Source organism: Erythrobacter epiphyticus (genome assembly GCF_034653295.1).
Classification (GTDB): Bacteria; Pseudomonadota; Alphaproteobacteria; order Sphingomonadales; family Sphingomonadaceae; genus Erythrobacter.
Genome location: NZ_JAYEEU010000008.1, coordinates 92,717 through 115,438 on the forward strand (window position 1 = coordinate 92,717; position 22,722 = coordinate 115,438).

The following is a 22,722-nucleotide window of genomic DNA, read 5'->3' on the forward strand; positions in this document are numbered from 1 at the left end:
TGCCCTTCTGAAATGGTTAAGAAAAGGTTAAGCTATTTTGGTCGAGTCGTAAAAATCACAAGCACCTTGCAGGAGCGCAGGCCATGCGTCGCAACCTTGTCCTGACTGATGAGACCGCGCGGCACTGGTTCCGGCGGAGCCTGCCGCCGCATGTCAAAGCCGATCTGATCCCGATCCCGGCGGAAAGCCTGTGGCGGCTCACGGCCGAGGACGTGCGCGGTTTTGCCAGCGTCTATCTCGCCGCCACCGCCGCGATCTTCGCCTTCATCCTTTAAGAGCTTCAGGCGCCCGATCCGCTTCGGTCGCGTGCAGCTTGCGCGCCACCGAGGCCGAGACACCGCACAGCACGAGGCTCGCCAGCAGCTGTTCTTCCAGCGGAATGCCGAGAAAGCCAAGCGCACCTGCCGCCACCGCGCCCACCACCATGAAGACAGAGGAAATCAGGTTATTCGCCGCCACCGAGCGCGACGCCTGATTGACCGCCACCCGCGTGGTCAGAAAGGCATAGAGCGGAACGACGAACATCCCGCCCGCCACCGCGATCAGCAGAAGATTGGCAATCAGCACCAGCGCGAGCGGCTGGGCAAGGAATTCTCCCACGCTGAACAGTCCGCCGCCTGCGGGTGCAAGGTTCCACATCCGGCAGATAAGGTAGAAGGTGATCAAAAGCCCGCCCATCACCAGCACTGACGGAGCGGAATAGCGCGCTGAAATATCGCCTTTCAGCAGCGCGTTGATCGACACCGATCCGATCGCGATCCCGGCGGAAAAGGCCACCAGCATCACCGCCGCCACCTGCTTGTCCGCGAGCAGGACATTCTTGGCGAGCGGGATGAATTGCACCGAAAGGATTGCCGCAATCGTCCAGAAATAGCTGATCGCCAGCACCGAATAGCGCAATTCCCGGTTGTTCATCGAAAAGCTGATGAGGGATTGCGAGGCGCGCCACGGGTTCCAATCCACCTTGGTTTCGGTTGTCTCTGCCGGGGCTGCGGGCACCCAGCGGCACGCCACATAGCCAATCAGCGCGATCACGATGACCCCGATCGTGCTGGCCATGATCGGCAACGCGCCGCCCAACATCATCCCGACGAGAATCGCGACATAGGTGCCCGCTTCGACCAGACCGGTGCCGGCGAGCACTTCGTCCTTGTGCAGATGCTGCGGCAGGATCGCGTACTTGATCGGTCCGAAGAAAGTCGAATGCACCCCCATCGCGAACAGCGCGGTGAACAGCAGCGGGATCGCCAGGCTTTCCACCTGCATCCCGCGCGCGGCGAGCACCAGCCCGCTCGCGCCCACCGACATGATGATGATTTCGGCAAACTTGATCCAGCGGATGATCTTGGCCTTGTCACGCATATCGGCCAATTGGCCCGCCGTGGCTGAAAACAGCACGAACGGCAGCACGAACACCGCCGTGGCCACCCCGCTGATGAAGGTCTCGGTCTCAGGCGAATTATACACCTGATAGACCACGAACAGCACCATCGCGTTCTTGTACAGATTATCGTTGAGCGCATTGAGAAGCTGCGTCACGAACAGCGGTGCAAACCGCCGCTGGCGCAGCAAATGAGTGGATGTTGTCATGGAGGTGTGCCGCAATCGCTCCTGTTGCGGGCCATGACATAGCGCACACGCAGGCGTTCACAAGCTTTGCTTTGGTGCTTTTGCGCGCGGCCCGCGCACGCTAGAAGTTGCAGCGCACTATGCTGACCTTGCCCAATATCCTCACCTTGTCGCGGATTGCCGCGCTCCCGCTGCTCGGGTTCTTCCTGTGGTGGCCCGGCTGGCAGGCGGGCTATCTGGTCGCCTTCGTGCTCTACACCGTGATCGCCATTACCGATTATTTTGATGGCTATCTGGCGCGCGCGCAAGGGACGGTCTCGAAGCTCGGCGTGTTCCTCGATCCGATTGCCGACAAGATCATGGTGGCAACGGTGATCCTGATCCTGACAGCGCAGGGCTATCTGCGCGGGCCCTATGTCGGCGATATGCATGTGATTGCCGGGCTGATCATCCTGATCCGCGAGATTGCGGTCTCGGGCCTGCGCGAATTTCTCGGCGGCATTCAGGTGTCCGTGCCGGTGTCACGCCTTGCCAAGTGGAAGACGACGTTCCAGCTGATCGCACTCGGCGCGCTGATCCTCGGCGGTGCGGTGCATGGCCAGCCCTGCCAGTCGGTGGGCGACATGTGCCGCACCTTTGCCGATAGCTGGATCCATGTCGCTGGCCTTGCCGCACTCTGGGCCGCAGCCGTGCTGACCTGCATCACCGGATGGGATTATCTGAGAGTCGGCCTCAAACACATGGATTGAGGCTGCACGCGCCTTATCCTGCCCGCAATTCCTCGGCGAGCAGGCGGAAATCAGCCTCCCGCGGGGAATTCTTGCGCCATACCAGCGCGATCTCGCGCTTGGCCGTGGCGCTTTCAACCGGGCGCGCCACCACATCAGTGCCGTTCAGAATGCCGGCCTCGATCGCCATTTCCGGCAGCAAGGTGAGGCCGAGATCATTATCCACCAACTGCACCAGCGTGTGCAGGCTGGTGCCGATCATGGCCGCGCTGGCGCGCAGCTCGCTGCGATTGCAGGCAGCGAGCGCATGTTCGCGTAGACAATGGCCATCTTCCAGCAACAGCAGGCGGCCCTGATCGATCATATCGGGCGGGATCGCCGCGGGCGGATCGCGCGGATCATCCTTGGGGAAGGCGACAAACAGCCGGTCATCGCAAATATGCTCGACCGCAGCCTCACCAATATCAAAGGGCAGCGCGAGCAGCACGCAATCGACCCGCCCGTGATGGAGCGATTCCAGCGCATCCTGACTGGTTTCCTCGCGCAGCATCAGCTTGAGATCGGGCCGCTCGCGCTTGAGGCGCGGCAGCACCCGCGGCAGCATGAAGGGGGCAATGGTGGGAATGACGCTCATGCGCAAGTCGCCCGCCAGCGGCTTGCCCGAGGCCTGCACGAGATCGGTCAGCTCTTCGGCTTCGCGCAGCAAGCGGTTGGCTTTGGCCACCACCTGCTCGCCGAGCGCGGTGAAGCGCACCACCCGGCGCGAGCGTTCGACCAGCACCACACCAAGCAGCGACTCCAGCTCGCGGATCCCTGCCGAGAGCGTCGATTGCGAGACGAAGCAGGCATCGGCGGCCTTGCCGAAATGGCCATGCTCGTGGAGCGCCACGAGATATTGCAGCTGCTTGATGGTGGGGAGGTAGGTGCTCACGACGCAGGCCTATTCCGCCGCCAGCGACGCCGGGTCTGCCACATCGTCGATATGCGTCATCTTGAGCTTGCCCTGCTCCACCGCGAAGGCGAGCTTGCCTTCAACCAGATCGAGCGCATCGCGCCCGAACACTTCGAAACGCCACCCTTGCAGCACTGGCAGATCGCGCACCCCGGCGGCGAGGGCTTCCATTTCCTCGGCACGGGTTAGGAGCCGCGCCGCGACATCAATTTCGCGGGCGCGGATCTTGAGCAGCAGCTTGAGCAAGTCGGCAACCAGCGCGCCTTCCTTGCCGAGCGGGGCCCCGCGGCCGACCTTGTCGGGCATTTCATCCTTGGGCAGCGGCTGGGCGTCGGCCAGCACCTTCATCAGCCGCTTGCCGATATCATTGTCGCGCCACGCGGCTGAAAGCCCGCGCACCTTCGCAAGATCGGCTTGGGCTTTGGGCGGGTGCGAGGCAATATCGGCGAGGGTTTCGTCGCGCATGATCCGGCCGCGCGGAATATTCTTGTGCTGCGCTTCGCCTTCGCGCCACGCCGCCAGCGCCTTCATCCGGCCGAGCACTTGCGGATTACGCCCGACCTGCCGGATGCGCTTCCACGCGCTGCCCGGATCGATCAGGTAATTGGCGGGATCGGCGAGCTTTTCCATCTCGGCATCAAGCCACACACCGCGACCCGTTTTCATCAGCTTCTTCAGGATGCGCGGGAAGATGCTTGCCAGATGAGTCACATCGCCGATCGCATATTCGATCTGGCGATCGGTCAGCGGGCGGCGGCTCCAGTCGGTGAAGCGCGCGCCCTTGTCGATGGTGAGACCAAGCCAGGTTTCGACCAGATTCGCATAGCCGATCTGTTCGGACTGGCTGATCGCCATCATCGCGATCTGGGTGTCGAAGATCGGATGCGGGGTCTTGCCCGTGAGGTTGACGATGATCTCGACATCCTGCCCGCCAGCATGGAAGACCTTGAGCACGTCTTCATTGTTGCACATCAGTTCAAGCAGCGGGGCAAGATCAATGCCATCAGCCAGCGGATCAATCGCCGCAGCCTCTTCGGTGTTGGCGATCTGCACCAGGCACAGTTCCGGCCAATAGGTGTTCTCGCGCATGAACTCGGTGTCGACCGCGACGAAATCGGACTTGGCAAGGCGGTCGCAGAGGTCGGAGAGAGCCTCGGTCGTGGTGATCAGCGGATGGATTTTCATGTCTTCGTTTCGCTCTGCGGGCGGAGTGCCGCCCTCGGAGGCGTGTGCCTCCATGCCCCAATGATGCGCGCGCAGATGATGGAAAGCTGCGGCCCCTGCTTGACAAAGACCCGCCCTTGCCCTGTTAGCGCGGCGCGATTAGGCGCAGGCCTCAAAAATGCCGGATATGGCAAGCAAGACCTTTGCCGCGCGCGCCTTAGCGTCATAGCCGCCAACAGGACAAGAGTTTAGATGCACCCCTACAGAACCCATACTTGCGCACAGCTTTCTGCAAGCGAGGTTGGCCAGACAGTTCGTCTGTCGGGCTGGATCCACCGCAAGCGCGATCATGGCGGCGTTCTGTTCGTCGATTTGCGCGATCATTACGGCATCACCCAGATCGTCGCGGACAGCGACAGCCCGGCGCTGCCGGTGCTTGATTCGCTGCGCGCCGAAAGCGTGGTGACGATTGAGGGCGAGGTGAAGGCGCGGGCGGCAGAAACCGTGAACGCCAATCTCGCGACCGGCGCGATTGAAGTTTTCGCCCGCAGCGTGACCGTGCAAAGCGCCGCCGAAGAGCTGCCGCTGCCGGTGGCGGGCGAGCAGGAATACCCCGAGGACATTCGCCTCAAATACCGCTTCCTCGATCTGCGGCGCGAAACGCTCCACGCCAACATCATGAAGCGCGTCGCGATCATCGCCGATATGCGCGCGCGGATGACGGCGGCAGGCTTCAACGAATTCTCGACCCCGATCCTCACCGCTTCAAGCCCCGAAGGCGCGCGCGATTTCCTCGTGCCGAGCCGCATCCATGCGGGCAAGTTCTACGCGCTCCCGCAGGCGCCGCAGCAGTACAAGCAGCTGCTGATGGTTGCGGGTTTCGATCGCTATTTCCAGATCGCCCCCTGCTTCCGCGATGAAGACCCGCGCGCCGATCGCCTGCCGGGCGAATTCTACCAGCTCGACCTCGAAATGAGCTTCGTCACGCAGGAAGAAGTCTGGGAAACGATGGAGCCGGTGATCCAGGGCACTTTCGCCGCCTTTGCGGGCGACAAGAAGGTGACGCCAGCCGGGGAATTCCCGCGCATCCCCTATGACGAGGCGATGCTGAAATATGGCTCGGACAAGCCCGATCTGCGCAACCCGCTGATCATCAGCGATGTGTCAGCCCATTTCACCCAGTCAGGCTTTGGTCTGTTCTACAAGATCGTGGGTTCGGGCGGCGTGGTGCGCGCGATCCCTGCGCCCGCCACCCACGAGAAGAGCCGCAAGTTCTTCGACGACATGAACGATTGGGCGCGCAAGGAAGGCTATGCCGGCCTCGGCTATGTCACTCGCAAGGGCGGCGAATTCGGCGGGCCGATTGCCAAGAACCACGGCCCCGAGCGCATGGCCGAGCTTTATGCTGCGCTCGGCCTTGGCGAGAATGACGGCTTGTTCTTCGCCGCCGGCAAGGAAGCCGAAGCCGCCAAGCTCGCCGGTGCCGCGCGCATCCGCGTGGGCGAGGAATTGGGCCTGATCGACGAGGACGCGTTCGCGCTCGCATGGATCGTCGATTTCCCGTTCTATGAATGGAACGAGGACGAGAAGAAGGTCGATTTCAGCCACAACCCGTTCTCGATGCCGCAGGGCGGGATTGAGGCGCTGAACGGGCAAGACCCGCTCACCATCAAGGCGTTCCAGTACGATCTGGTCTGCAATGGCTATGAAATCGCCAGCGGATCGATCCGCAATCACAAGCCGGAAACGATGGTCAAGGCCTTCGAGATCACCGGGCTTTCGCAGGCGGATGTCGAAGAGCGGTTTGGCGGCATGTATCGCGCCTTCCAGTATGGCGCGCCGCCGCATGGCGGGATGGCCGCCGGGGTCGATCGCATCGTGATGCTGCTGTGCGGGGTGAAGAACCTGCGCGAAATCTCGCTCTTCCCGATGAACCAACGCGCCGAGGATTTGCTGATGGGTGCGCCGAGCCTTTCCGAACCGCGCCAGCTGCGCGAATTGCACCTGCGCGTTGTCGAGCCGCCCAAAAAAGCCGGGGAATAGCATGACGCTGCGGCAGGGCCGGATTGCCAAGCGGTGATCGGCACTTGCGCTCCGTCGCAGGCTTGATTAGGGCGAACGAGATTTCTTAACCCCCAGTCCAAGAGGGAAACATATGAGCGATACTGCCGAGCGCGTGCAGAAGATTGTCGTCGAGCATCTCGGCGTCGAAGCTGACAAGGTCACCCAGGAAGCCAGCTTCATTGATGATCTGGGCGCGGACAGCCTCGATATCGTCGAGCTGGTGATGGCCTTCGAAGAGGAATTCGGCGTCGAAATCCCCGATGATGCGGCCGAGAAGATCACCACCGTTGGTGACGCGACCAAGTATATCGAAGAGCATAAGGGCTAAGCGGCCCCGGACTGGCCCCTTTCGGCCCTTGCCAAGGCAGGGCCGCCTTGCTGGCGACGGGGCACCCGCCGCGGCAGTGTGGGGCCTACCGCCAAGGGCCTGTGACCAAGGGCTTCGACAGGCTCAGCCCATCCGGGTTGGGCCTGTTGTTTTTTCGGAGTGAGTGTGATGCGCCGTGTGGTTGTAACCGGGCTTGGTCTTGTCACCCCCTTGGGGGGCGATGTCGAGACGACTTGGGCAAACCTGATCGCGGGGGAGAGCGGGGCGGGGCCGATCACCCGTTTCGATGCCTCGAACCAGAAATGCACCATCGCCTGCGAGGTGAAGGACAAGGATCACCCGTGGGGTTTTGATCCCGACAAGCGCGTGGATCACAAGATCCAGCGGCAGGTCGATCCTTTCATCGTCTATGGCATTGATGCGGCTGGTCAGGCGCTCGAGGATGCTGGCCTCACCGATATGACCCAGGCCGAGAAAGAGCGCACCGGCTGCTCGATCGGTTCGGGCATTGGCGGCTTGCCCGGGATCGAGCTCGAAAGCGTCAATCTCCACGAACGCGGCCCCGGCCGGGTCAGCCCGCACTTCGTGCATGGCCGCCTGATCAATCTCATCACCGGTCAGGTGCAGATCAAGTACGGCTTCATGGGGCCAAACCACGCCGTGGTGACGGCGTGCTCCACCGGCGCACATTCGATTGGCGATGCTGCACGGATGATCGCGATGGACGATGCCGATGTGATGCTGGCGGGCGGGGCGGAAAGCACCGTCAATCCGCTCGGCATTGCCGGGTTCGCACAGGCGCGTGCGCTCAATATGAGCATGAATGATCGCCCGACCGAGGCCAGCCGTCCCTATGATCGCGGCCGTGATGGCTTTGTCATGGGCGAGGGCGCGGGCGTTGTGGTGCTGGAAGAATATGAACGCGCCAAGGCGCGCGGCGCCAAGATCTATGGCGAAGTGACCGGCTATGGCCTGTCGGGCGATGCCTATCATGTCACCGCGCCGCACCCCGAAGGCAAGGGCGCGGAACTGGCAATGCGCATGGCCTTGCGCAAGGCCGGGCTCGGGCCGGGCGATATTGATTACATCAATGCCCACGGCACTTCGACCATGGCCGACACCATCGAACTCGCCGCGATCAAGCGCGTGCTGGGTGAGGGGCTTTCGGGTGCCTCGATGTCCTCGACCAAGAGCGCGATCGGCCATTTGCTCGGCGGTGCCGGTGCGGTTGAGGCGATCTTCTGTCTGCTCGCCATGCGCGATCAGATCGTGCCGCCGACGCTGAACCTGCACGATCCGGACGAAGGCACCGAAGGCATTGATCTGGTGCCGCTCAAGGCCAAGAAGCGCAGCGTGCGCGCCGTGCTCAACAACAGCTTCGGCTTTGGTGGTACCAATGCCTCGCTGATCATGCAGAAGATCGACTGACAGGGCGATGCGCGCGCGGGTCTTGTGGCTGGGCTTGGCCGCGCTGCTCGTGGCCGGGCTGATCGCGGCCAGCACGCTGCTGGGCCGCGCGACCATTGCCGAGGAGACGAGCTTCACCATCCCCGCGGGCGCCTCACTCGGGCAGGTGGCTGACAAGCTTGAAGCCGAAGGGCTGATTTCCTCGGCCGAAGGGTTTCGTCTGCGCGCGCGGCTGCTGGGCTCAGCCGCCCCGATCCAGGCGGGCGAATTCCTGCTGACCCCGGGGATGAGCCAGGGCGACATTCTGGTAGCCTTCCAGTCGGGTGATGTGATCCGGCGCTTTGTCACCATCCCCGAAGGCATGCCCTCGATCCTCGTGTGGGAACGGGTGATGGCGCAGGACATGCTGACGGGCGATGTGCCGGTGCCACCCGAAGGCTCGATCCTGCCGGATACCTACAACTTCGAACGCGGAGAGCCGCGTGCCAAGCTGGTGGCGCGGATGCAGGCAGCGATGAAGCAGGCCTTGGCCGAGGAATGGGCGAAGCGCAGCCCCGGCCTTGCCGTGAGCACGCCCGAAGAGGCGCTGATCCTCGCTTCGATTGTTGAGAAGGAAACCGGCAAGAGCGAGGAACGCCGCATGGTCGCCGGGCTCTATTCCAACCGCGTGAAGCAGGGAATGCGGCTGCAAGCCGATCCGACGATCATCTATCCGATCACCAAGGGCAAGCCCTTGGGCCGCCGCATTCGCCAGTCCGAGATCGCCGCCGTCAACGGTTATAACACCTATACCCGCGCAGGCCTGCCGGTCGGGCCGATCACCAATCCCGGCCGGGCGAGCATCGCGGCGGTGCTCAATCCCGAGAACACTGATGCGCTGTTCATGGTGGCCGATGGCACCGGCGGGCACTGGTTTGCGGCGACGCTGGCCGAGCACAATGCCAATGTCGCCAAGTGGTATGCCATCCGCCGGGAAAGAGGCGAGATGTGACTGCTGGGGCGTTCGGCCGCGCGACCACAAATAATCATGCCCCATCCCTTCATCCTCACCGCCGCGCTCCCGCCCGACATCCATGGCTGGGCAGAAGGCTTGCGCCGTGCGCACTATCCGCCCGAGCGCAATAATCTTCACGCGCATGTGACGCTGTTCCATGCCTTTGCGCCTTCGCTGCTGGAGGATCTGTCTGCCTATCTGCCGCGTGTCGTCGGCGAATTCGCCGCGCCGCAGGCCGAGATCACCGGGCTGATGGATCTTGGCACCGGCACCGCGATCGCGCTGGCCAGCCCGCCCTTGCTGGATTTGCGGGCCATCATTGCCGAGCATTTCTGTGGTAGTCTGACCGCGCAGGATCTGCACGAGCCGCGCCTGCACATCACCATCCAGAACAAGGTGACGAAGCGCGAGGCGCGGGCCTTGCAGGCAGCGCTTGGCCCAACCATCGCGCCGCGGCGTTTTGTCTTCCCGGCGCTCGAATTGTATCTCTATCAGGGCGGTCCGTGGACGTTGGTGAAGCGTTGCGCCTTTCGCGGCCGCGCGGTGCTGTAAAGAGTTGACCCATGCGCCCGTGCAGCTTAAAGGCGCGCCTCGTTTGGCGGAATGGCCCACCAGCGAATCCCGGTGTCATGGCACGCCGGATGCCCTTGGGGCGGAGTAGCTCAGTCGGTTAGAGCAGCGGAATCATAATCCGCGTGTCGGGGGTTCGAGTCCCTCCTCCGCTACCAAAAAACCCGGGAAATCCGGGCATTTAAGGCGATGCGGGTTTGTTCTCCCCGGAGCCTTTTACACACACCCTGTAAAAGGTGATCAGCATCAGGCCGGATTTCGTGTCCCGCGAAAGGGCAGCGGTCACCCTTCCCGCACGATGCGGTCCACCATGCTGACCACGACGCGGGCTTCGTCCACGTAGCAGGCTCGAACCTGCGCCACCCGCTTGGCGGTCCAGCCAATTACGCGGGCGATTTCTGCGTCCGCGCAGCCTCTAACGCCAATTGGCAACATGCCGTGCAAACAGGCGGGCAGTTTCAGCGAAAACGATGCGCATGCTGGCTTCCTTACCGAAGACATGCTCTTCTTTGGGAAAGCGGAAATGGCGACAGTTTCCTTTTGAGCGATTGATACCATCGCAAAATTTGTCAAAATCTCCGCCCTTTCTTGGCGCGGCGCTGAACAACAGGATCGGCGCTTTGACACGATCTGCTCTCGTTATGGCCGAGTTAAACGCATAGGCTTCCGGCGCTTCGCTCGGTGATCCACCGAACAAGATGTCTTCGTCGTTTTCATCGCTGTCGGTGGTTCCCATGTCGTCAGGGTAAAAGCTGTTCCATCCTTCCTTGGACACAACAGCCTTGAAGCGGCGGTCATTGCCAGCGATCCAGCTTGCAATCGCGCTGCCCCAGCTGTGGCCCACGAGCGCCAGCCGATCGCGATCGCCAAGACCGCGCCCCACCATCGCGTCGACGCCGCTGAGAATGTCGCTGGCAAAAACGCCCATGAAGCGATGGGTGGCAATCGCGTCCCAGAAACGGCGCGTTCCATAGGCCATATTGCCCCGATAATCGGGGAGGAACTGCGCGTATCCTCGCTTGGCCCAGAAGGCGAGCTCCGACGCCGGACCGTTCAGCAACTCGCCCGTCACCGACACGCCGCCATAGGGCCCACCATGCACATAGACGATCATCGGCGGCGGCCCGGATCCGATGCGTTTTTCCGGGTGGATATAGACTCCTCGAAGCGCGAGCCCATCGGGTGCGGTCCAGCGCACTTCCTCGCTCCGGAATTGCGGTTCGGCCGCGCCCTTGCCGCGATCAAGTGGCAGATAGACAAAGCTGCCCTTTTCCGGATCACCGATCTTGAGCGATGCGGTCCCCGTCATCGGGTCATGCGCGATAATGGCGAGCCGTCGACCGTCCGGTGCGACGGCAAAGGTGGCATAGCGCTCGATCCTGCTCGACGCGAAGAGACGGCCTTTTCCGTCCGGGGAAATTCTGCACACGGCGCGATCAAACGGTCCATCGAAGCACGACGTCCAGGCAAATGAGCCATTCCGGCTCCATTGTGCCGTGTCGACGAAGGAGCTTAGGCCGACAAGACGTTCGGGTTGGACAACCCGCGCTTGGCGATTGCCCACGACCAGCGCCGACAGCGCGCCGTTTGTATATTTGATGGATTCACGGCTCGGATCATAGTTGAAGTGCAGCAATCCGGACTGCGTCGGGCTGGCGCTGGGACTGATGACCTGCGGCGAGCCCCCCGGGATCGGCTTGATGGCCCGGATTGTTCCGCGAAGTGAAACCGCACTGATGCTTGCCGGGCCAGCATCAAGCGGGCCGCGCGCAAACATCACCTCGTTGTCGCCAGCAGTCCATGACAGACCGCCAATGCCATCGCCTTCGATTGTGGCCAACCGTCTGGATTGACCGGTGGTCGCCTCCCACAAAAGCAGTTCGGCACCATTCGGCAGGCCAAAGACGTTCAAGCGAGGCCGTGCGAACGCCAATTTGCCCCCGTCGCTGGACCAGGCGTAGTCGCTGGGCAGAATCGGAAACACGAACTGGCTGACGGCGCCCACCGTATCGATGCGCCCCGCGTCGCGCGATGTTCTCGACGCCAGATCATAGATACGGATTTGACGATCGTGAACGTAAGCGATGCGTTTTCCGTCCGGCGATACCTCGGGGCTGCGCCCGGCTGTCAGCGCCTCCTTCGCCCCTGTCGCAAGGTTGATCCGGGTGAGAGTCGTATCGCTGCCGTTCTTCTCGCCGACAACAACCGAGCTCTCGTCAAGCCAGCTGACCCCCGTGGGCGAACGCTCTGCTTTCGCCTCGGTGATGGCCGTCTGTATCGCGTTGCGATCATCTGTATGCAATGACGCCCACGCGTCGCTGGCCGGATATTCTGGGCCGTCGAAACCGGTGAGGTGATGATACCAAGCCGCTCCGCCGCCGATCAGGGCCAGAAGGATCGTCCCGCCAAGGAGCCACTGGGTGTGTTTACTGCGCTGCATGACCGAACCCCTTCGTTACCTGCAGATAAATGACACGTCCGCGGATATCGGCCTGTTCGGCATCAAGCCCGAGGCGGCGGCCATCGTTCACAAATGGCGGTTTCGCGTTGAACAAATTGGTAGCGCCTAATCGGGCTGTGGTTCCGCGAAGAAATCCCGTCTGCCTGGTGGAAGTCAGGCTGAATTGCAGGTCGACCGTATTGAAAGCGCTTACCCGCTGATCAATCGGGATCACATCCAAGGTAAAACGGTCAATCGATACTGATCGATTCTGGTATGCGCTCGTATGGTTGAAGACGAGATGGGACGAGAACGGGCCGGAAGACCAACCGAGCTCGCCACGAAGGCGAAAATCGTTGGGTTCTCCCAACGTGTCGATCACATCGACCACCGGTGAACTTGGCAGGAGTTTTTCGCGCTTCGTGAAGAGTTTTGTTCCGGCGACCGACAGCACGGCGTCGCCGGAAAGGGCGGGAAATGTCCAGCTTGCGCTGAAATCTAGCCCCGACATGTCAGTGCTGGCGGTGTTGAAGAAACCGCCATCCAAGGTCTGGAGATTCCCGTCTTCATCCCGGATGACGACACCCGGTGGGAGCCCGCCAGCTTCTTCGAGCTCGGCAATTTCGGCGAGTTCAATCTGTCTGAATGAGATTATGCGCTGATTGAACTGAATATCGAAGTAGTTCCCCTCGAACGACAGGCCAGGCAGGAAGGCGGGTTCGTAGCTCAGCCCGAGCGAGAGGGTTTCGGCGCGTTCTGGCTTGAGGCTTCTGTTGCCGCCTGCAATCACATTCACCGAAACGTTGCGTGGCCCGCCGGGCGCCAGAAGATCGGGAAAGATGATGCTGGATTGAAATCCTCGCCCGGCAATTTCGAAGAGCTGCGGTGCACGAAATGACTTGTTCCAGTTCGCTCTCATCGACAGCCCCTCCACCGGGACAAGTGCCGCGCTGAGCCTGGGACTGAAGGCGCTGCCGAAGTCGGAATAATCATCCAGTCGTCCGGCAAAGCTCAAGGTGAGCGCCAGTTGCTTTGCGCCATCCTCACCTGCACCGAGAACCGGCAGCAAGGTTTCGAAATAGGCGGCACGGACCGTGCGCTCGGGCTCCTGATCGACAATCGCATCGAAGGTGCGGAGGCGTTCCTCGCGGTGTTCTGCGCCGAGCGCAAGCTTCACAGGGCCAGCGGGCAATCTCAACAGACTACCACTGGCGCTGGCGCTGAATGTCGTCACCGACGTGCGGGTAAGTTGGACGCGTTCCCGCAGGATCCGATCCAGCGTCGCGGGGTTTTGTCCGGTTCCGTCGCCGAAGGGATTGTAGGCTGTCAGCGGATTGCTGTCGTTGACGGCATCCTGAAGGGCATTGGAATCGACGTCATTGAGGTCAACAAATCTGCCTTTTTCGGTTGAGCGTGATCCGAGGATATCAGCTTTCCAATCGCCCCTGAGATCCACCTTGAGGCCGCCGGTGAGGCTGAGCAGCCGCGTCCGCGACTGTTGGCGGATCGGACCGAATTCGTTGAGAGGGGAAAAGGCGACGTTTACGGGTTCGGAAAAGGGCGAGAAGGGATTGCTGGTCGGAACATCGACGGACTCAAGCCTCCGATCCCCGACAGTATCGACCCGCCGCTCCGCATAGGCCGCATCGGCGAACAACCTGATCGTTGGGGTCAGTTCCTGTTCCAACGTCGCAAACAAGCTGAAAGGTTGTTGGCGCGGGCTGATGTCTCGCGGCACGGCGTTCCCGTCACTCGATAGCGAAGGAATGATATCGTCGAGCGTCAACGCGCGCCCCGGACCGAGAGGCGCGACCGCGCTTGCAACGGTGGACGGCGGGTTGCCGGCGATGCTGTCGACAAAAAGGCCGTCGCTGTTCAGCGGCCGGATGAGCCCCGGTTGACCGCCGTCACTGGCCCTGAAATCATTGCCGCCGTGCGACCGGAGGTCTGCCGTGGTGATACCAACCGCCCGGCTGGCGATCCGCTGGGACAGGGAATAATCACCGGCGATCAGCAAATTGCCGCTCTGCCACGATGTTCCCACCACCTGACTGATGGTGATGTCGTCGGCCTTGCCCCGGCCGGCGCCGCCATAGCCGTAGCGAACGCTTGTCTCCATCCCGTTGAACTTCTGGCGCAGCACGAAGTTGACAACGCCGCCCACGGCATCGGCGCCGTAGATCGCCGAAGCCCCATCGGTGAGAACCTCGACCCGCTCGATCGCCCCCACCGGTAACGCGCTGACATCGATGCTGCCCCCGAAATTCCCGCCCGAGGCCGATATCCGCCGCCCGTTGAGCAGGACGAGCGTCGAGTCAGCGCCCAATCCGCGCAGATTGGGGGACGAGCCGAACGCCAGGTTATCGGCGGAGATGCCGGTTGTGGTGGGGGTGGTGTTGGCGAAATTCTGGGGCAGGGTTCGCAGCACGTCATCGACCGACGCATGACCGCGTTTGGCGATATCGTCCCTGCTGATAACAAATGTGTTCAATGTCGGGTTGGCACCCCGGATGTTGGTGCCGGTCACCACAATCTCGTCGAGCGCGATGTCAGCCTGCTCCCCCTTGCCGTCTTCGTTTCCCGCTTCACGCCGGATTACGATCCCGCCGCTCGCTGTCACACGGCTGGTCAAACCCGTGCCCGACAGCATGAGCTCCAGCGCTGCCAGCGGCGCATAGCGCCCGCGAACCGCCTTGGTTTCAATGCCGGCGACGGTGCCGGGCGAATAGACAATATCCACGCCGGCCTGCTCCATGAATGTCACAAGGGCGTTTTCGGCAGGTTGCGCCGCAATATCGAACTGTCTCGTTGCAGGAGCTTGTGCGACGACAGGGGGCGCACAGGTGATTGCAGAAGCGGAGACGCCCACCAATAGGATGCCGAGCCTGAGGCCAACGATCATAGAGTTTCCTTCGCGACGCCACGCAGAATTTTTTCTGCTGCAACATGGACACCCCACGGGCGCCACTGCCCCACCTGGCTGCGAAAAAACTTTTCCTAGCGCCCGCTTGGCAGAACCGTCTGTCGGCGCCTGCCAGATGGCGGGTCGCGCATGGTCCGGGTGGACCTTCAGCGGCCCTGCGCTGTGAGAAGCAGGGTCTGATCCGCATCCTCGTTGATCTCGAGCTGTTCGCTTTCCGCCACGGCTTCAAGGAAGGCGGTGGGATCGCCCCCGCTGTAATGGCCCGAAATCCGCCGCGCGCCGAGACCTTCGTCTGCGATCCGGATAAGCGGCCGGGAATGCCGGTTGAGATAGGCGACGATCACGTCCAGCCGTTCATTGTGAAACGTCAGCGGCGCCCCACCTTGCGGACGACCGCCTGGGCGCATCGAGGGTGTCTCGACCGGTTGCGTTCCGCCATCGCCCCCCGCGTTCGGCATTGTCGTGAACACAAGCCGATCCTGATTGATGGTAACGGCCTGTCCGGCGGAGAGCCCGGCGATTTCGACCCGTCTGGCGCCACGGTCGAGAATGACGACCTTGCCTTGCGTCACACGAACCGCGATCGCGCCCGACGGTTCGAGCGCGACGCGAAACCGCGTGCCAACGGCGCGAACGATGTGCTTGCCCGCCACCACATCGAAAGGTCGCGTCCGGTCATGGGCCACGTCGAACTCGGCGATGCCACGATCCAGCTTGAGATAGCGCCGCGCTTTCTCGAAGCGGATGTCGAGGACCGAGCTCTGCGCAAGGGTTGCTGACGAGCCATCGGGAAGCGCGATGGTCTTCCTGAGCCCCGGGCGCGTTTCGTATTTGGCGGCGACGACATTGCCGTCGGCTTGTCCATGTCTCGTCGGCGGCCCGAAAAATGCGATCGCGATAACGAGGCACGCCGCCGCGACACTTGCCAGCACGAAAGATCGGCGACGGCCGAGCGGTGCGTCCGCAGCTTCAGTTGCCTTCCTGCCAGCTTTCAAGGACAGACGGCTCAGGGACCATGTTCGGGCGTAGCTATCCAACAAGGCGCCATGCCGGGGATCGCTGTCGATCCAGACATGCAAGGCGTGCCGGTCGTCATCTGTCAGATCATTATCATGAAGCCGCATCACCCAATAGGCCGCGGTGTCTTCCGCATCACGGGGGCCATGGAGCGGGATGATGGTGCTCATCGCTTCGGCCTTGTAGCAGTTATCGGGACATCCAAGTACCCATAGGAAGTGAGCACCCGGCGGCAAATCTTCATGGCTTTGGTCAGATGTCTTTCGACCATCTTGATCGATATGCCAAGCTCCGCCGCAATTTCGGAGCGGCTCTTCTCTTCCAACCTTCGGAGTTGGAAAACCCGACGGCACTGCGGCGGCATTTCTTCCATGGCGATGTCCAGCGCGGCGTCTAACTGATGCAAGCCGATCCCATGTTCGGGATCGTCGCTGGAGGAAACACCCAGAACCTCCATCTCCCCCATCAGGTCGGTTCCGCGACGGGTTGCGTTGCGCAGTGCGTTCAGCGCCAGACGCTGGGCTGTAACGTTCAGAAGCGCACGCGACATCTCCGTCTTGCGCCCAAGTTCCGCCACGTAAATCCTCAGGAATGCATCATGGATCAGATCTTCGGCCTCGGTAGGCCCCAACCATCGCAGGGTTCGTCTCAATGATCGCTTGAGACGCTCGAAATTCTGCCGGTAGAGCATGTCCGCTGTCATCGGATGGTTAGCTATCGGCCAGTGTGCCGCAGGTCCAGCCCTTGCAAGCAAGATTCCTCTCAAAATATGATTTTAATTCAGAATCTTGTGTTGGTATGGGCGCGGCGCGCAATCGAGGCAGAGCACGGGCTCAGCGGCCGTTCCCGGCACAGGACAGGAGGGGTATTGGCTTTTATGGCGAATGATTGCTGCGCTTATTTGGCGCTCAGAACCTTGCGCAGTTTCAGCGCCAGCTGTTCACGCCGGTAGGGCTTGCTCAGCAGCTCGATGCCGGGATCAAGCTTGCCGTTATGCACGATGGAATTTTCGGTATAACCCGAGGTGAACAGCACCTTGAGGCGCGGCCGCAAGGCGCGCGCGGCTTCGGACAATTCGCGCCCGCCCATACCGCCCGGCATCACCACATCGGTGAACAGCAGATCAATATCGGCGATCTGGTGGAGGATTTCGAGCGCCTCTTGCGCATTGGCAGCTTCGAACACGCGATAACCAAAAGCCTTGAGCTGCGAGACGACATGCTGGCGCACCAGATTATCATCCTCGACCACAAGGATGGTCTCGTTCCCGCCAGCGGCGCTGCGATTGGTCTGGCCGAATGCGAGCGAATCCTCCTGCGCCAGCGAACGCGGGAAGTAGAGCTTGATCGATGTCCCTTCGCCGACTTCGGAATAGACCCTGATATGGCCGCCCGATTGTTTGACGAAGCCATAGACCATGCTTAGCCCGAGACCCGTGCCCTTGCCGACATCCTTGGTGGTGAAGAAGGGCTGGAAAACCTGTTGCAGCATGTCGCCGGGGATGCCGTGGCCGGTATCTGTCACGGCGATGAGCACATATTGCCCCGGGGCGAGATCGGGCTCGCTCGCCACATAATCATCATCCAATGCGGCATTGGCGAGTTCAATCGTCAGTGCGCCGCCATCCTTCATCGCGTCGCGGGCATTGAGCGCGAGATTGAGGATCGCGGATTCGAGCTGGCCGGGATCGACTTCGGTCTTCCACAAGCCCCCGCCGCGCACGATCTCGATCGCGATGTTTTCAGGCAGTGTACGGCGCAGCAGACTATCCATCCCCTGAACGAGCTGGCTGACATCCATCACCCGCGGCTTGAGCGTTTGCTTGCGCGCAAAGGCGAGCAGGCGATTGGTAAGTTCGGCCCCGCGCAGCGCGGCGTTGGTCACGATCTCGGCCATTTCCCGCAGCTCCGGGTGCTTGCCAAGCTCATCCGTCAAGGCCTCGGCATTGCCAAGTACAACTGTCAGCAGATTATTGAAATCATGCGCAATTCCGCCTGTAAGCTGACCGATGGCTTCCATCTTGGAAATCTGGTTGAGTTGCGCTTCCATTTCACCGCGGGCCAGCAGGCTACCGAGCGCTTCACCAATAATGCCGATTTCAAAGGTGGTGATTTCTTCGAAAGTCGCTGCACCATCGGCCAAGACAATCAGCACGCCCCGCGGCTTGCCGCTGCTGGTGCAGGGAATGACGCAGGTGCGCGCAGGGTCGAGCGCTTCGCCGATGGTTGCTTCCAGCGCCGCGATCAAGGCTTGTCCGGTATCGGCAGGCGCTTCCTCCCAATCCAGCATATCAGCCTGTGAAAAGGCCGTAAGGTGCGCGCCCGAATGCAGATTGCCAAGCCCGCGCCCGGCTGTTGCGCTACATAGGAAATGGGTACCTGATTGGGTCAGCAGGACGGCGCCCGATCCCCCGAGCGCATCAGTGACGACCTGACTGGCCAGCGCAAGGTGCTGTCCATCCGTGGTGGTGATTGCTGCCAGTTCGCGCACGATGGCCAGCGAGCGGCGCAGTGCTGCCGTCGTGCGCGATAGTGAGCGTTCGACTTCAAGGCGTCTTGCAATCGCCTGATTGAGCGCGAGGATTTCGTTGCTCAGGCTCTTGAAGCGCCGTGCCAGTTCGGGCTCGTCCTGAAGCGACATCAGCAGGAGCGGCGGACCGCCATGGAAACTGAAACGTTGGACTTTGGCGAGGATGCGGTCGCCCCCGACGAGGCCGGTGATCCCGAAGCTGAGGGGGCTGCTGGTCATCAGCGCAAGACGCATCTGATCGCTCAGTTGCTCTTCCATCACCAGCAGTTCGGACAAGGGCGCGGGCAGGTGTGGCTTTATGCCGTTGGGCAGCAAGAGGGTTTGCGCGCGGGCGCTGGCGAACAGCGCCTGCTGGCTGACCGGATCGACCAGGAGCATGGCCTGTGCCGTGAGATCGGCAAAGACCGACAGCGGGACGTGGAAGGGCACGTCCTCGCCGTGGGGAGCATTATCTCCGGTGGTGAACATCAGACCGGCCTGCTCAGGAAACCGCGCCGAAAAATTCGGTTTCCGAAGCGGCAGGTGGCGTTTCACCTTTGGTGAGGTTGATCACGACCCGGCAGCCGGCATTGCCGCGAGCGATCGATTCCGGAATCTCGACCCGCGCATAGCCGAGGTTTTCGGCCGTCACGTAGCCGAAGACATTGGCCGTCATGCGGCAAAGCGACGGGCGCCCGATGACCTTTTCGCCGAACGGACAGGCTTGGTTGACGAGCACGATACGCTCGCTGTCCATGTGCTCGATGGTGAATTTGCCATCAATGCGCGCCTTGAGATCAACCAGTGTCGCGGCCACTTGCATCGGATCGAGGTGGAGCACTGAAAAGGCTTCGCGATAGGTCGCGTTGATTACGCGACCAAGGGCGAGCCCGACGTAATTGATGTAAGCCTCCGCCTCGCGCTCGCCGACAGTCTGTTCAAGAATGCCGGTGAGTTCGCGCAGAACGGTTCGCAGAAAGACGTCCTTGGTATGTACGGGTTCGTGCGGGGGGGCGGGGAGGGGCTGGGTCATTGGAAATGAGTGTTTCCTTTTTAGCTGGAGCGCTCGCTCCAGATCGCTCAAAATAAGCAAGGAAGTCTCAGCGTATCGATCAAACGTTAGCAGACAAGTGCAGTCAGCGCGAGTCAGTTCAGCAACGGGCACACGGTTCACGCTATGCAATCAATTGTGGCAAATTGGTTAAAGTTATGGATTGCCAATTTACTGTCGATTGGCAGTGTAACCATCGCCCAAAGCGCATTTGCCAAGCTATTCGGTCGGTAAACTTTGGGCCTGCTTTTTCGTCCTGATCAAGAGCGCCCCAAGGACTTTTGGCTCGCAGAGCGGGCGATGCGTTGCAAAACGCTGCGTGCCATCCCGCTGCTTGAAGGAGCCACCCGCGCTGACCCGGCCGTAGCGCGGCGCCCCTCAGAACGTGCGTTCGATCTGAAACCGAAGCAACGGCGAATCCGGACGGCGCCGCCGTTCGGTCTGCACCACCGGATCGACCCCGCGCACCCCGCCTGATGTGAACAAGTCGCGGTCGATGCTGCGCCCGCCGATCCGTTCCCCCGACAGCCGCAGCTTGAGGTGCTTGCCGAGCGTTTGTTCAAGATAGACACCGAAGGAGTCGGTTTCGACATAGTCGAGAAAGACTTCGCGTCGGTAAGCCAAGGATCGGAACCGGCCGGTGTAGGTGATGCCGTAATTGGTTGAGCTGCTGGCTGCGCGGCGCAGCTCCACTTGCAACGGTCGGCCGGTTCCGCCCTGAAGCGCGCGCTTCTGCCCATTGAAGGGATCGGTCACGCGGGTCTCGCGCCAATTGCCATTGATCGCGAGCTCGGTGCCCCGCCACAGCGCGTTCAAGGGCAGCGTCAGCCCCAGATCGATCAACCACTCGGTGGCCTGATCAATATTGCCCACGCCTTGCCGGTTCTGTCCGAGAGGAATGGTGTCGACCACATTGCTCAGCCAATTGCGCGACACCCGCAGATTGAGACCGCCGCCAAAGCGCGGCCGCCAATCAATGTTGACGGCAAGACTGTTCGTGCTGGAGGGCCGCAGCCGATCATTGCTGATCGTGGCCGTGCCGTCGAACACCTGCTGCGCCCCCACGAAATCATTGAAGTTCAGCTGACCCACGGTGCGTTCAAACTGCAGCGCGGTGGTCAGGATCGGTGACGGGTCGAAATTGGCAACGAACCGCCCGCGCGTGAAAGCATAACTATTGCGCGCTGATGTCGGCTGGGTCACCGTGATGCGCGACGTTTCCCGCGCCACAACAGCGTTGAAATTCACCCGGCTGCTTGCCTTCCACACGGCCCCGGCTTCCACCGTGACGCGGCGCTCGGCCACATTGGTGTCCTGCTGTGATGGGTTGGCGCCCGGCCGCAGCGACACCGCGATCGTGTCAGCGCGCAGCGTGTTATTGGCGATTTCGACGGCGAGACTGGGCTCGAAAGAGGTGAAGCCTGCGCTCCAGTTGAGGCGGCCGATGGTCTCGTCCTGCACCTGCGCCAGTGTGAAGCTGCTGCCTTCCAGCGGGCGATCGGGCACCGCAGTGGAGGCGAGCGACACAGTGTCGAGCCGCACACGCGAGCGCAGGCCGACCAGCTTCAGCTTGTGTCGGCCGAAGGTGGCATCCGCCATCAGCGAGAATTCATCGCTTTCATCGCGGTAATGGTATTTCTCAACGTAGAGAAAATCGGGCTGGGCCGTATCGCGCGGGCGCGCAAAGAAATCGGCGTTGCGGCGAAAAGGGTTTTCGCGGTGCGAATAGCTGGCGGTTGCGGTCACCGGCCCGAGGGTGCCGCCGAGCGAGACATTGCCCGCTGCGATCCGGCTCACGCGGTTTTCGCGCAGCGGGCCATCGGCATTGGCGCGCGCACCGGATAGGGACTGCGTCCCCTCCATCCGGCTGATGTTGTTGGTGCCATATTCGCCGTCTGCGGTCAGCCGCAACCCGGCAAGACTCCCCTGCCACGAAATCTGCCCGAGAGCGGCCACGTCTTCTGGCCGGGTCGCCAGCATCCGCAAGGTCGCCACCCCTGAACTCTCGTCCTTGGCTTGCAACACCACGTTGGCGACTTGCCGGAAAGCGGCGGCATCGAGCCCCATGGTGCTGGCATCGACAATCTCGATCCGCAGCACAGCCGCTGCGGGGATCCGCCGCAGGTAATCTTCAAGGCTGATATCCTTGGTGGCGATCCGTGCGCCATTGACGAAGACATTGCCGCCGCCGCCGGAAAGCCCGCGCACCGATGCGCCTTCCTGCAAGGTGAAGCCCGGTAGGCGCGCGATCATGTCAAATGCGGTGCGCGGCGCAAAAGCCGCGAAGAAATCGGCTGCGAATGCGCGGGCCACCGGCGCATTGGTGGCGGCAACGGATTCTTCCCCGGATGGCTGCGACGGCTGCGCGGGTTGGGCGGCTGCCATGCCCAGCATCAGAACAAGGCTCACGGCTGGCTCTGCGCGGTGTCAGTGGTCTTGGAGGCGGGGCCGATCATCCGGCGCAGCCCGTCAACCTCCCCGGGCGCGGCGCGCACCGTGCGCCAGAGCGCTGCGGCGATATGCGCGAGGATCAGGAACGCCAGCACATGCCCGCCATAGCTGTGCAGGGTGTAGAGCGTTTCCGCCGCCGGATGCTGCGTTCCTGCCGGCGCAAGCCAACCGAAATCGGGCATGGCGATCCCGAACACGCTCGGCACCCCGCCATAGGCCAAGTCCATCGCGTAGCCGAGGACAGGCACGGCAAGCGCAAGCGCATAGAGCACCCCATGGACCGAGCCCGCAATGCGCCGTGCCGCCACCGTGCCTTTGACCGCGGGCCGCTTCGAGGTCTGCCTGACAACCAGGCGTAAGGCCATGATCACGATCGCGATCACGCCAAGCGAGATATGCAGGCCGTAAAGCACGCCGCCGAGATCGGAACGCCCGTCGATCACGCCATAGCCCAGCAACGCCCCGAGTGTAAGGGCGACGATAATGATGACGGCCGCGCTCCAGTGCATGACGCGCATCGCAAAAGAATAGAATTTCATCGCACTCTCCTTGAGCG

The 22,722-nt window shown here is 61.9% G+C and carries 18 protein-coding genes and 1 tRNA gene; 8 read left to right on the top strand and 11 right to left on the bottom strand.

The window, feature by feature from the left end; all coding sequences use genetic code 11:
* Positions 1-83 precede the first annotated feature (83 nt).
* Positions 84-275, top strand: coding sequence for a hypothetical protein (locus SOQ14_RS10020; RefSeq protein ID WP_322897964.1), 192 nt, complete (start codon positions 84-86; stop codon positions 273-275).
* Here the strand turns inward: SOQ14_RS10020 and SOQ14_RS10025 are convergent.
* On the bottom strand, positions 265-1,590 hold the full coding sequence (locus SOQ14_RS10025) for an MFS transporter (protein ID WP_322897965.1): 1,326 nt from the start codon (positions 1,588-1,590) through the stop codon (positions 265-267). The genes SOQ14_RS10020 and SOQ14_RS10025 overlap by 11 nt on opposite strands.
* A gap of 119 nt (positions 1,591-1,709) precedes the next feature.
* Here SOQ14_RS10025 and pgsA point away from each other — a divergent pair, with 119 nt between their 5' ends.
* A complete protein-coding gene (gene pgsA / locus SOQ14_RS10030) occupies positions 1,710-2,318 on the top strand; it encodes a CDP-diacylglycerol--glycerol-3-phosphate 3-phosphatidyltransferase (RefSeq protein ID WP_322897966.1) in 609 nt (202 codons plus the stop codon).
* Between the two features lie 13 nt (positions 2,319-2,331).
* On the opposite strand, the gene SOQ14_RS10035 is transcribed toward pgsA, so the two are convergent.
* Entirely contained in the window at positions 2,332-3,228 is an 897-nt protein-coding gene (locus tag SOQ14_RS10035; RefSeq protein WP_322897967.1) for a hydrogen peroxide-inducible genes activator, read from the bottom strand.
* Positions 3,229-3,237: 9 nt separating this feature from the next.
* Positions 3,238-4,434 carry a ribonuclease D gene (gene rnd / locus SOQ14_RS10040; RefSeq protein ID WP_322897968.1) on the bottom strand — a complete coding sequence of 399 codons (1,197 nt, stop codon included), beginning with the start codon at positions 4,432-4,434 and terminating at the stop codon, positions 3,238-3,240.
* A gap of 231 nt (positions 4,435-4,665) precedes the next feature.
* Between rnd and aspS the strand changes: the two genes are divergently transcribed.
* The 6 genes from aspS (at position 4,666) to SOQ14_RS10070 (ending at position 9,934) form a co-directional block, all read left to right on the top strand.
* Entirely contained in the window at positions 4,666-6,456 is a 1,791-nt protein-coding gene (gene aspS / locus SOQ14_RS10045) for an aspartate--tRNA ligase (protein WP_322897969.1), read from the top strand.
* A gap of 112 nt (positions 6,457-6,568) precedes the next feature.
* Positions 6,569-6,805 (top strand): acyl carrier protein, encoded by a 237-nt coding sequence (locus tag SOQ14_RS10050; protein WP_160610148.1) that lies wholly within the window; start codon positions 6,569-6,571, stop codon positions 6,803-6,805.
* 168 nt (positions 6,806-6,973) lie between these two features.
* On the top strand, positions 6,974-8,233 hold the full coding sequence (gene fabF / locus SOQ14_RS10055; RefSeq protein ID WP_322897970.1) for a beta-ketoacyl-ACP synthase II: 1,260 nt from the start codon (positions 6,974-6,976) through the stop codon (positions 8,231-8,233).
* Positions 8,234-8,240: 7 nt separating this feature from the next.
* Positions 8,241-9,203, top strand: a complete 963-nt coding sequence (gene mltG / locus SOQ14_RS10060) for an endolytic transglycosylase MltG (RefSeq protein ID WP_322897971.1) — start codon at positions 8,241-8,243, stop codon at positions 9,201-9,203.
* 36 nt (positions 9,204-9,239) lie between these two features.
* Positions 9,240-9,758, top strand: coding sequence for a 2'-5' RNA ligase family protein (locus SOQ14_RS10065; protein WP_322897972.1), 519 nt, complete (start codon positions 9,240-9,242; stop codon positions 9,756-9,758).
* 99 nt (positions 9,759-9,857) lie between these two features.
* Positions 9,858-9,934, top strand: a tRNA-Met gene (locus SOQ14_RS10070).
* A 257-nt stretch (positions 9,935-10,191) separates the two neighbouring features.
* Here SOQ14_RS10070 and SOQ14_RS10075 read toward each other — a convergent pair.
* The 8 genes from SOQ14_RS10075 to SOQ14_RS10110 form a co-directional block, all read right to left on the bottom strand.
* Positions 10,192-12,216 carry a prolyl oligopeptidase family serine peptidase gene (locus SOQ14_RS10075; RefSeq protein ID WP_322897973.1) on the bottom strand — a complete coding sequence of 675 codons (2,025 nt, stop codon included), beginning with the start codon at positions 12,214-12,216 and terminating at the stop codon, positions 10,192-10,194.
* On the bottom strand, positions 12,203-15,118 hold the full coding sequence (locus tag SOQ14_RS10080; RefSeq protein ID WP_322897974.1) for a TonB-dependent receptor: 2,916 nt from the start codon (positions 15,116-15,118) through the stop codon (positions 12,203-12,205). The genes SOQ14_RS10075 and SOQ14_RS10080 overlap by 14 nt, the downstream gene beginning before the upstream one ends.
* Before the next feature lie 167 nt (positions 15,119-15,285).
* Complete coding sequence (locus tag SOQ14_RS10085) at positions 15,286-16,326, bottom strand: FecR family protein (RefSeq protein WP_322897975.1); 1,041 nt, start codon at positions 16,324-16,326, stop codon at positions 15,286-15,288.
* Entirely contained in the window at positions 16,323-16,859 is a 537-nt protein-coding gene (locus SOQ14_RS10090; protein WP_322897976.1) for an RNA polymerase sigma factor, read from the bottom strand. The genes SOQ14_RS10085 and SOQ14_RS10090 overlap by 4 nt, the downstream gene beginning before the upstream one ends.
* A 194-nt stretch (positions 16,860-17,053) precedes the next feature.
* Positions 17,054-19,153, bottom strand: coding sequence for an ATP-binding protein (locus SOQ14_RS10095; RefSeq protein ID WP_322897977.1), 2,100 nt, complete (start codon positions 19,151-19,153; stop codon positions 17,054-17,056).
* A gap of 13 nt (positions 19,154-19,166) precedes the next feature.
* Entirely contained in the window at positions 19,167-19,697 is a 531-nt protein-coding gene (locus SOQ14_RS10100; protein WP_322897978.1) for a methanogen output domain 1-containing protein, read from the bottom strand.
* A gap of 396 nt (positions 19,698-20,093) precedes the next feature.
* Positions 20,094-22,124: a TonB-dependent receptor gene (locus tag SOQ14_RS10105; RefSeq protein WP_322897979.1), complete on the bottom strand. Its 2,031-nt coding sequence runs from the start codon at positions 22,122-22,124 to the stop codon at positions 20,094-20,096.
* Positions 22,121-22,705, bottom strand: a complete 585-nt coding sequence (locus SOQ14_RS10110; protein ID WP_322897980.1) for a cytochrome b — start codon at positions 22,703-22,705, stop codon at positions 22,121-22,123. The genes SOQ14_RS10105 and SOQ14_RS10110 overlap by 4 nt, the downstream gene beginning before the upstream one ends.
* Positions 22,706-22,722: the final 17 nt, after the last annotated feature.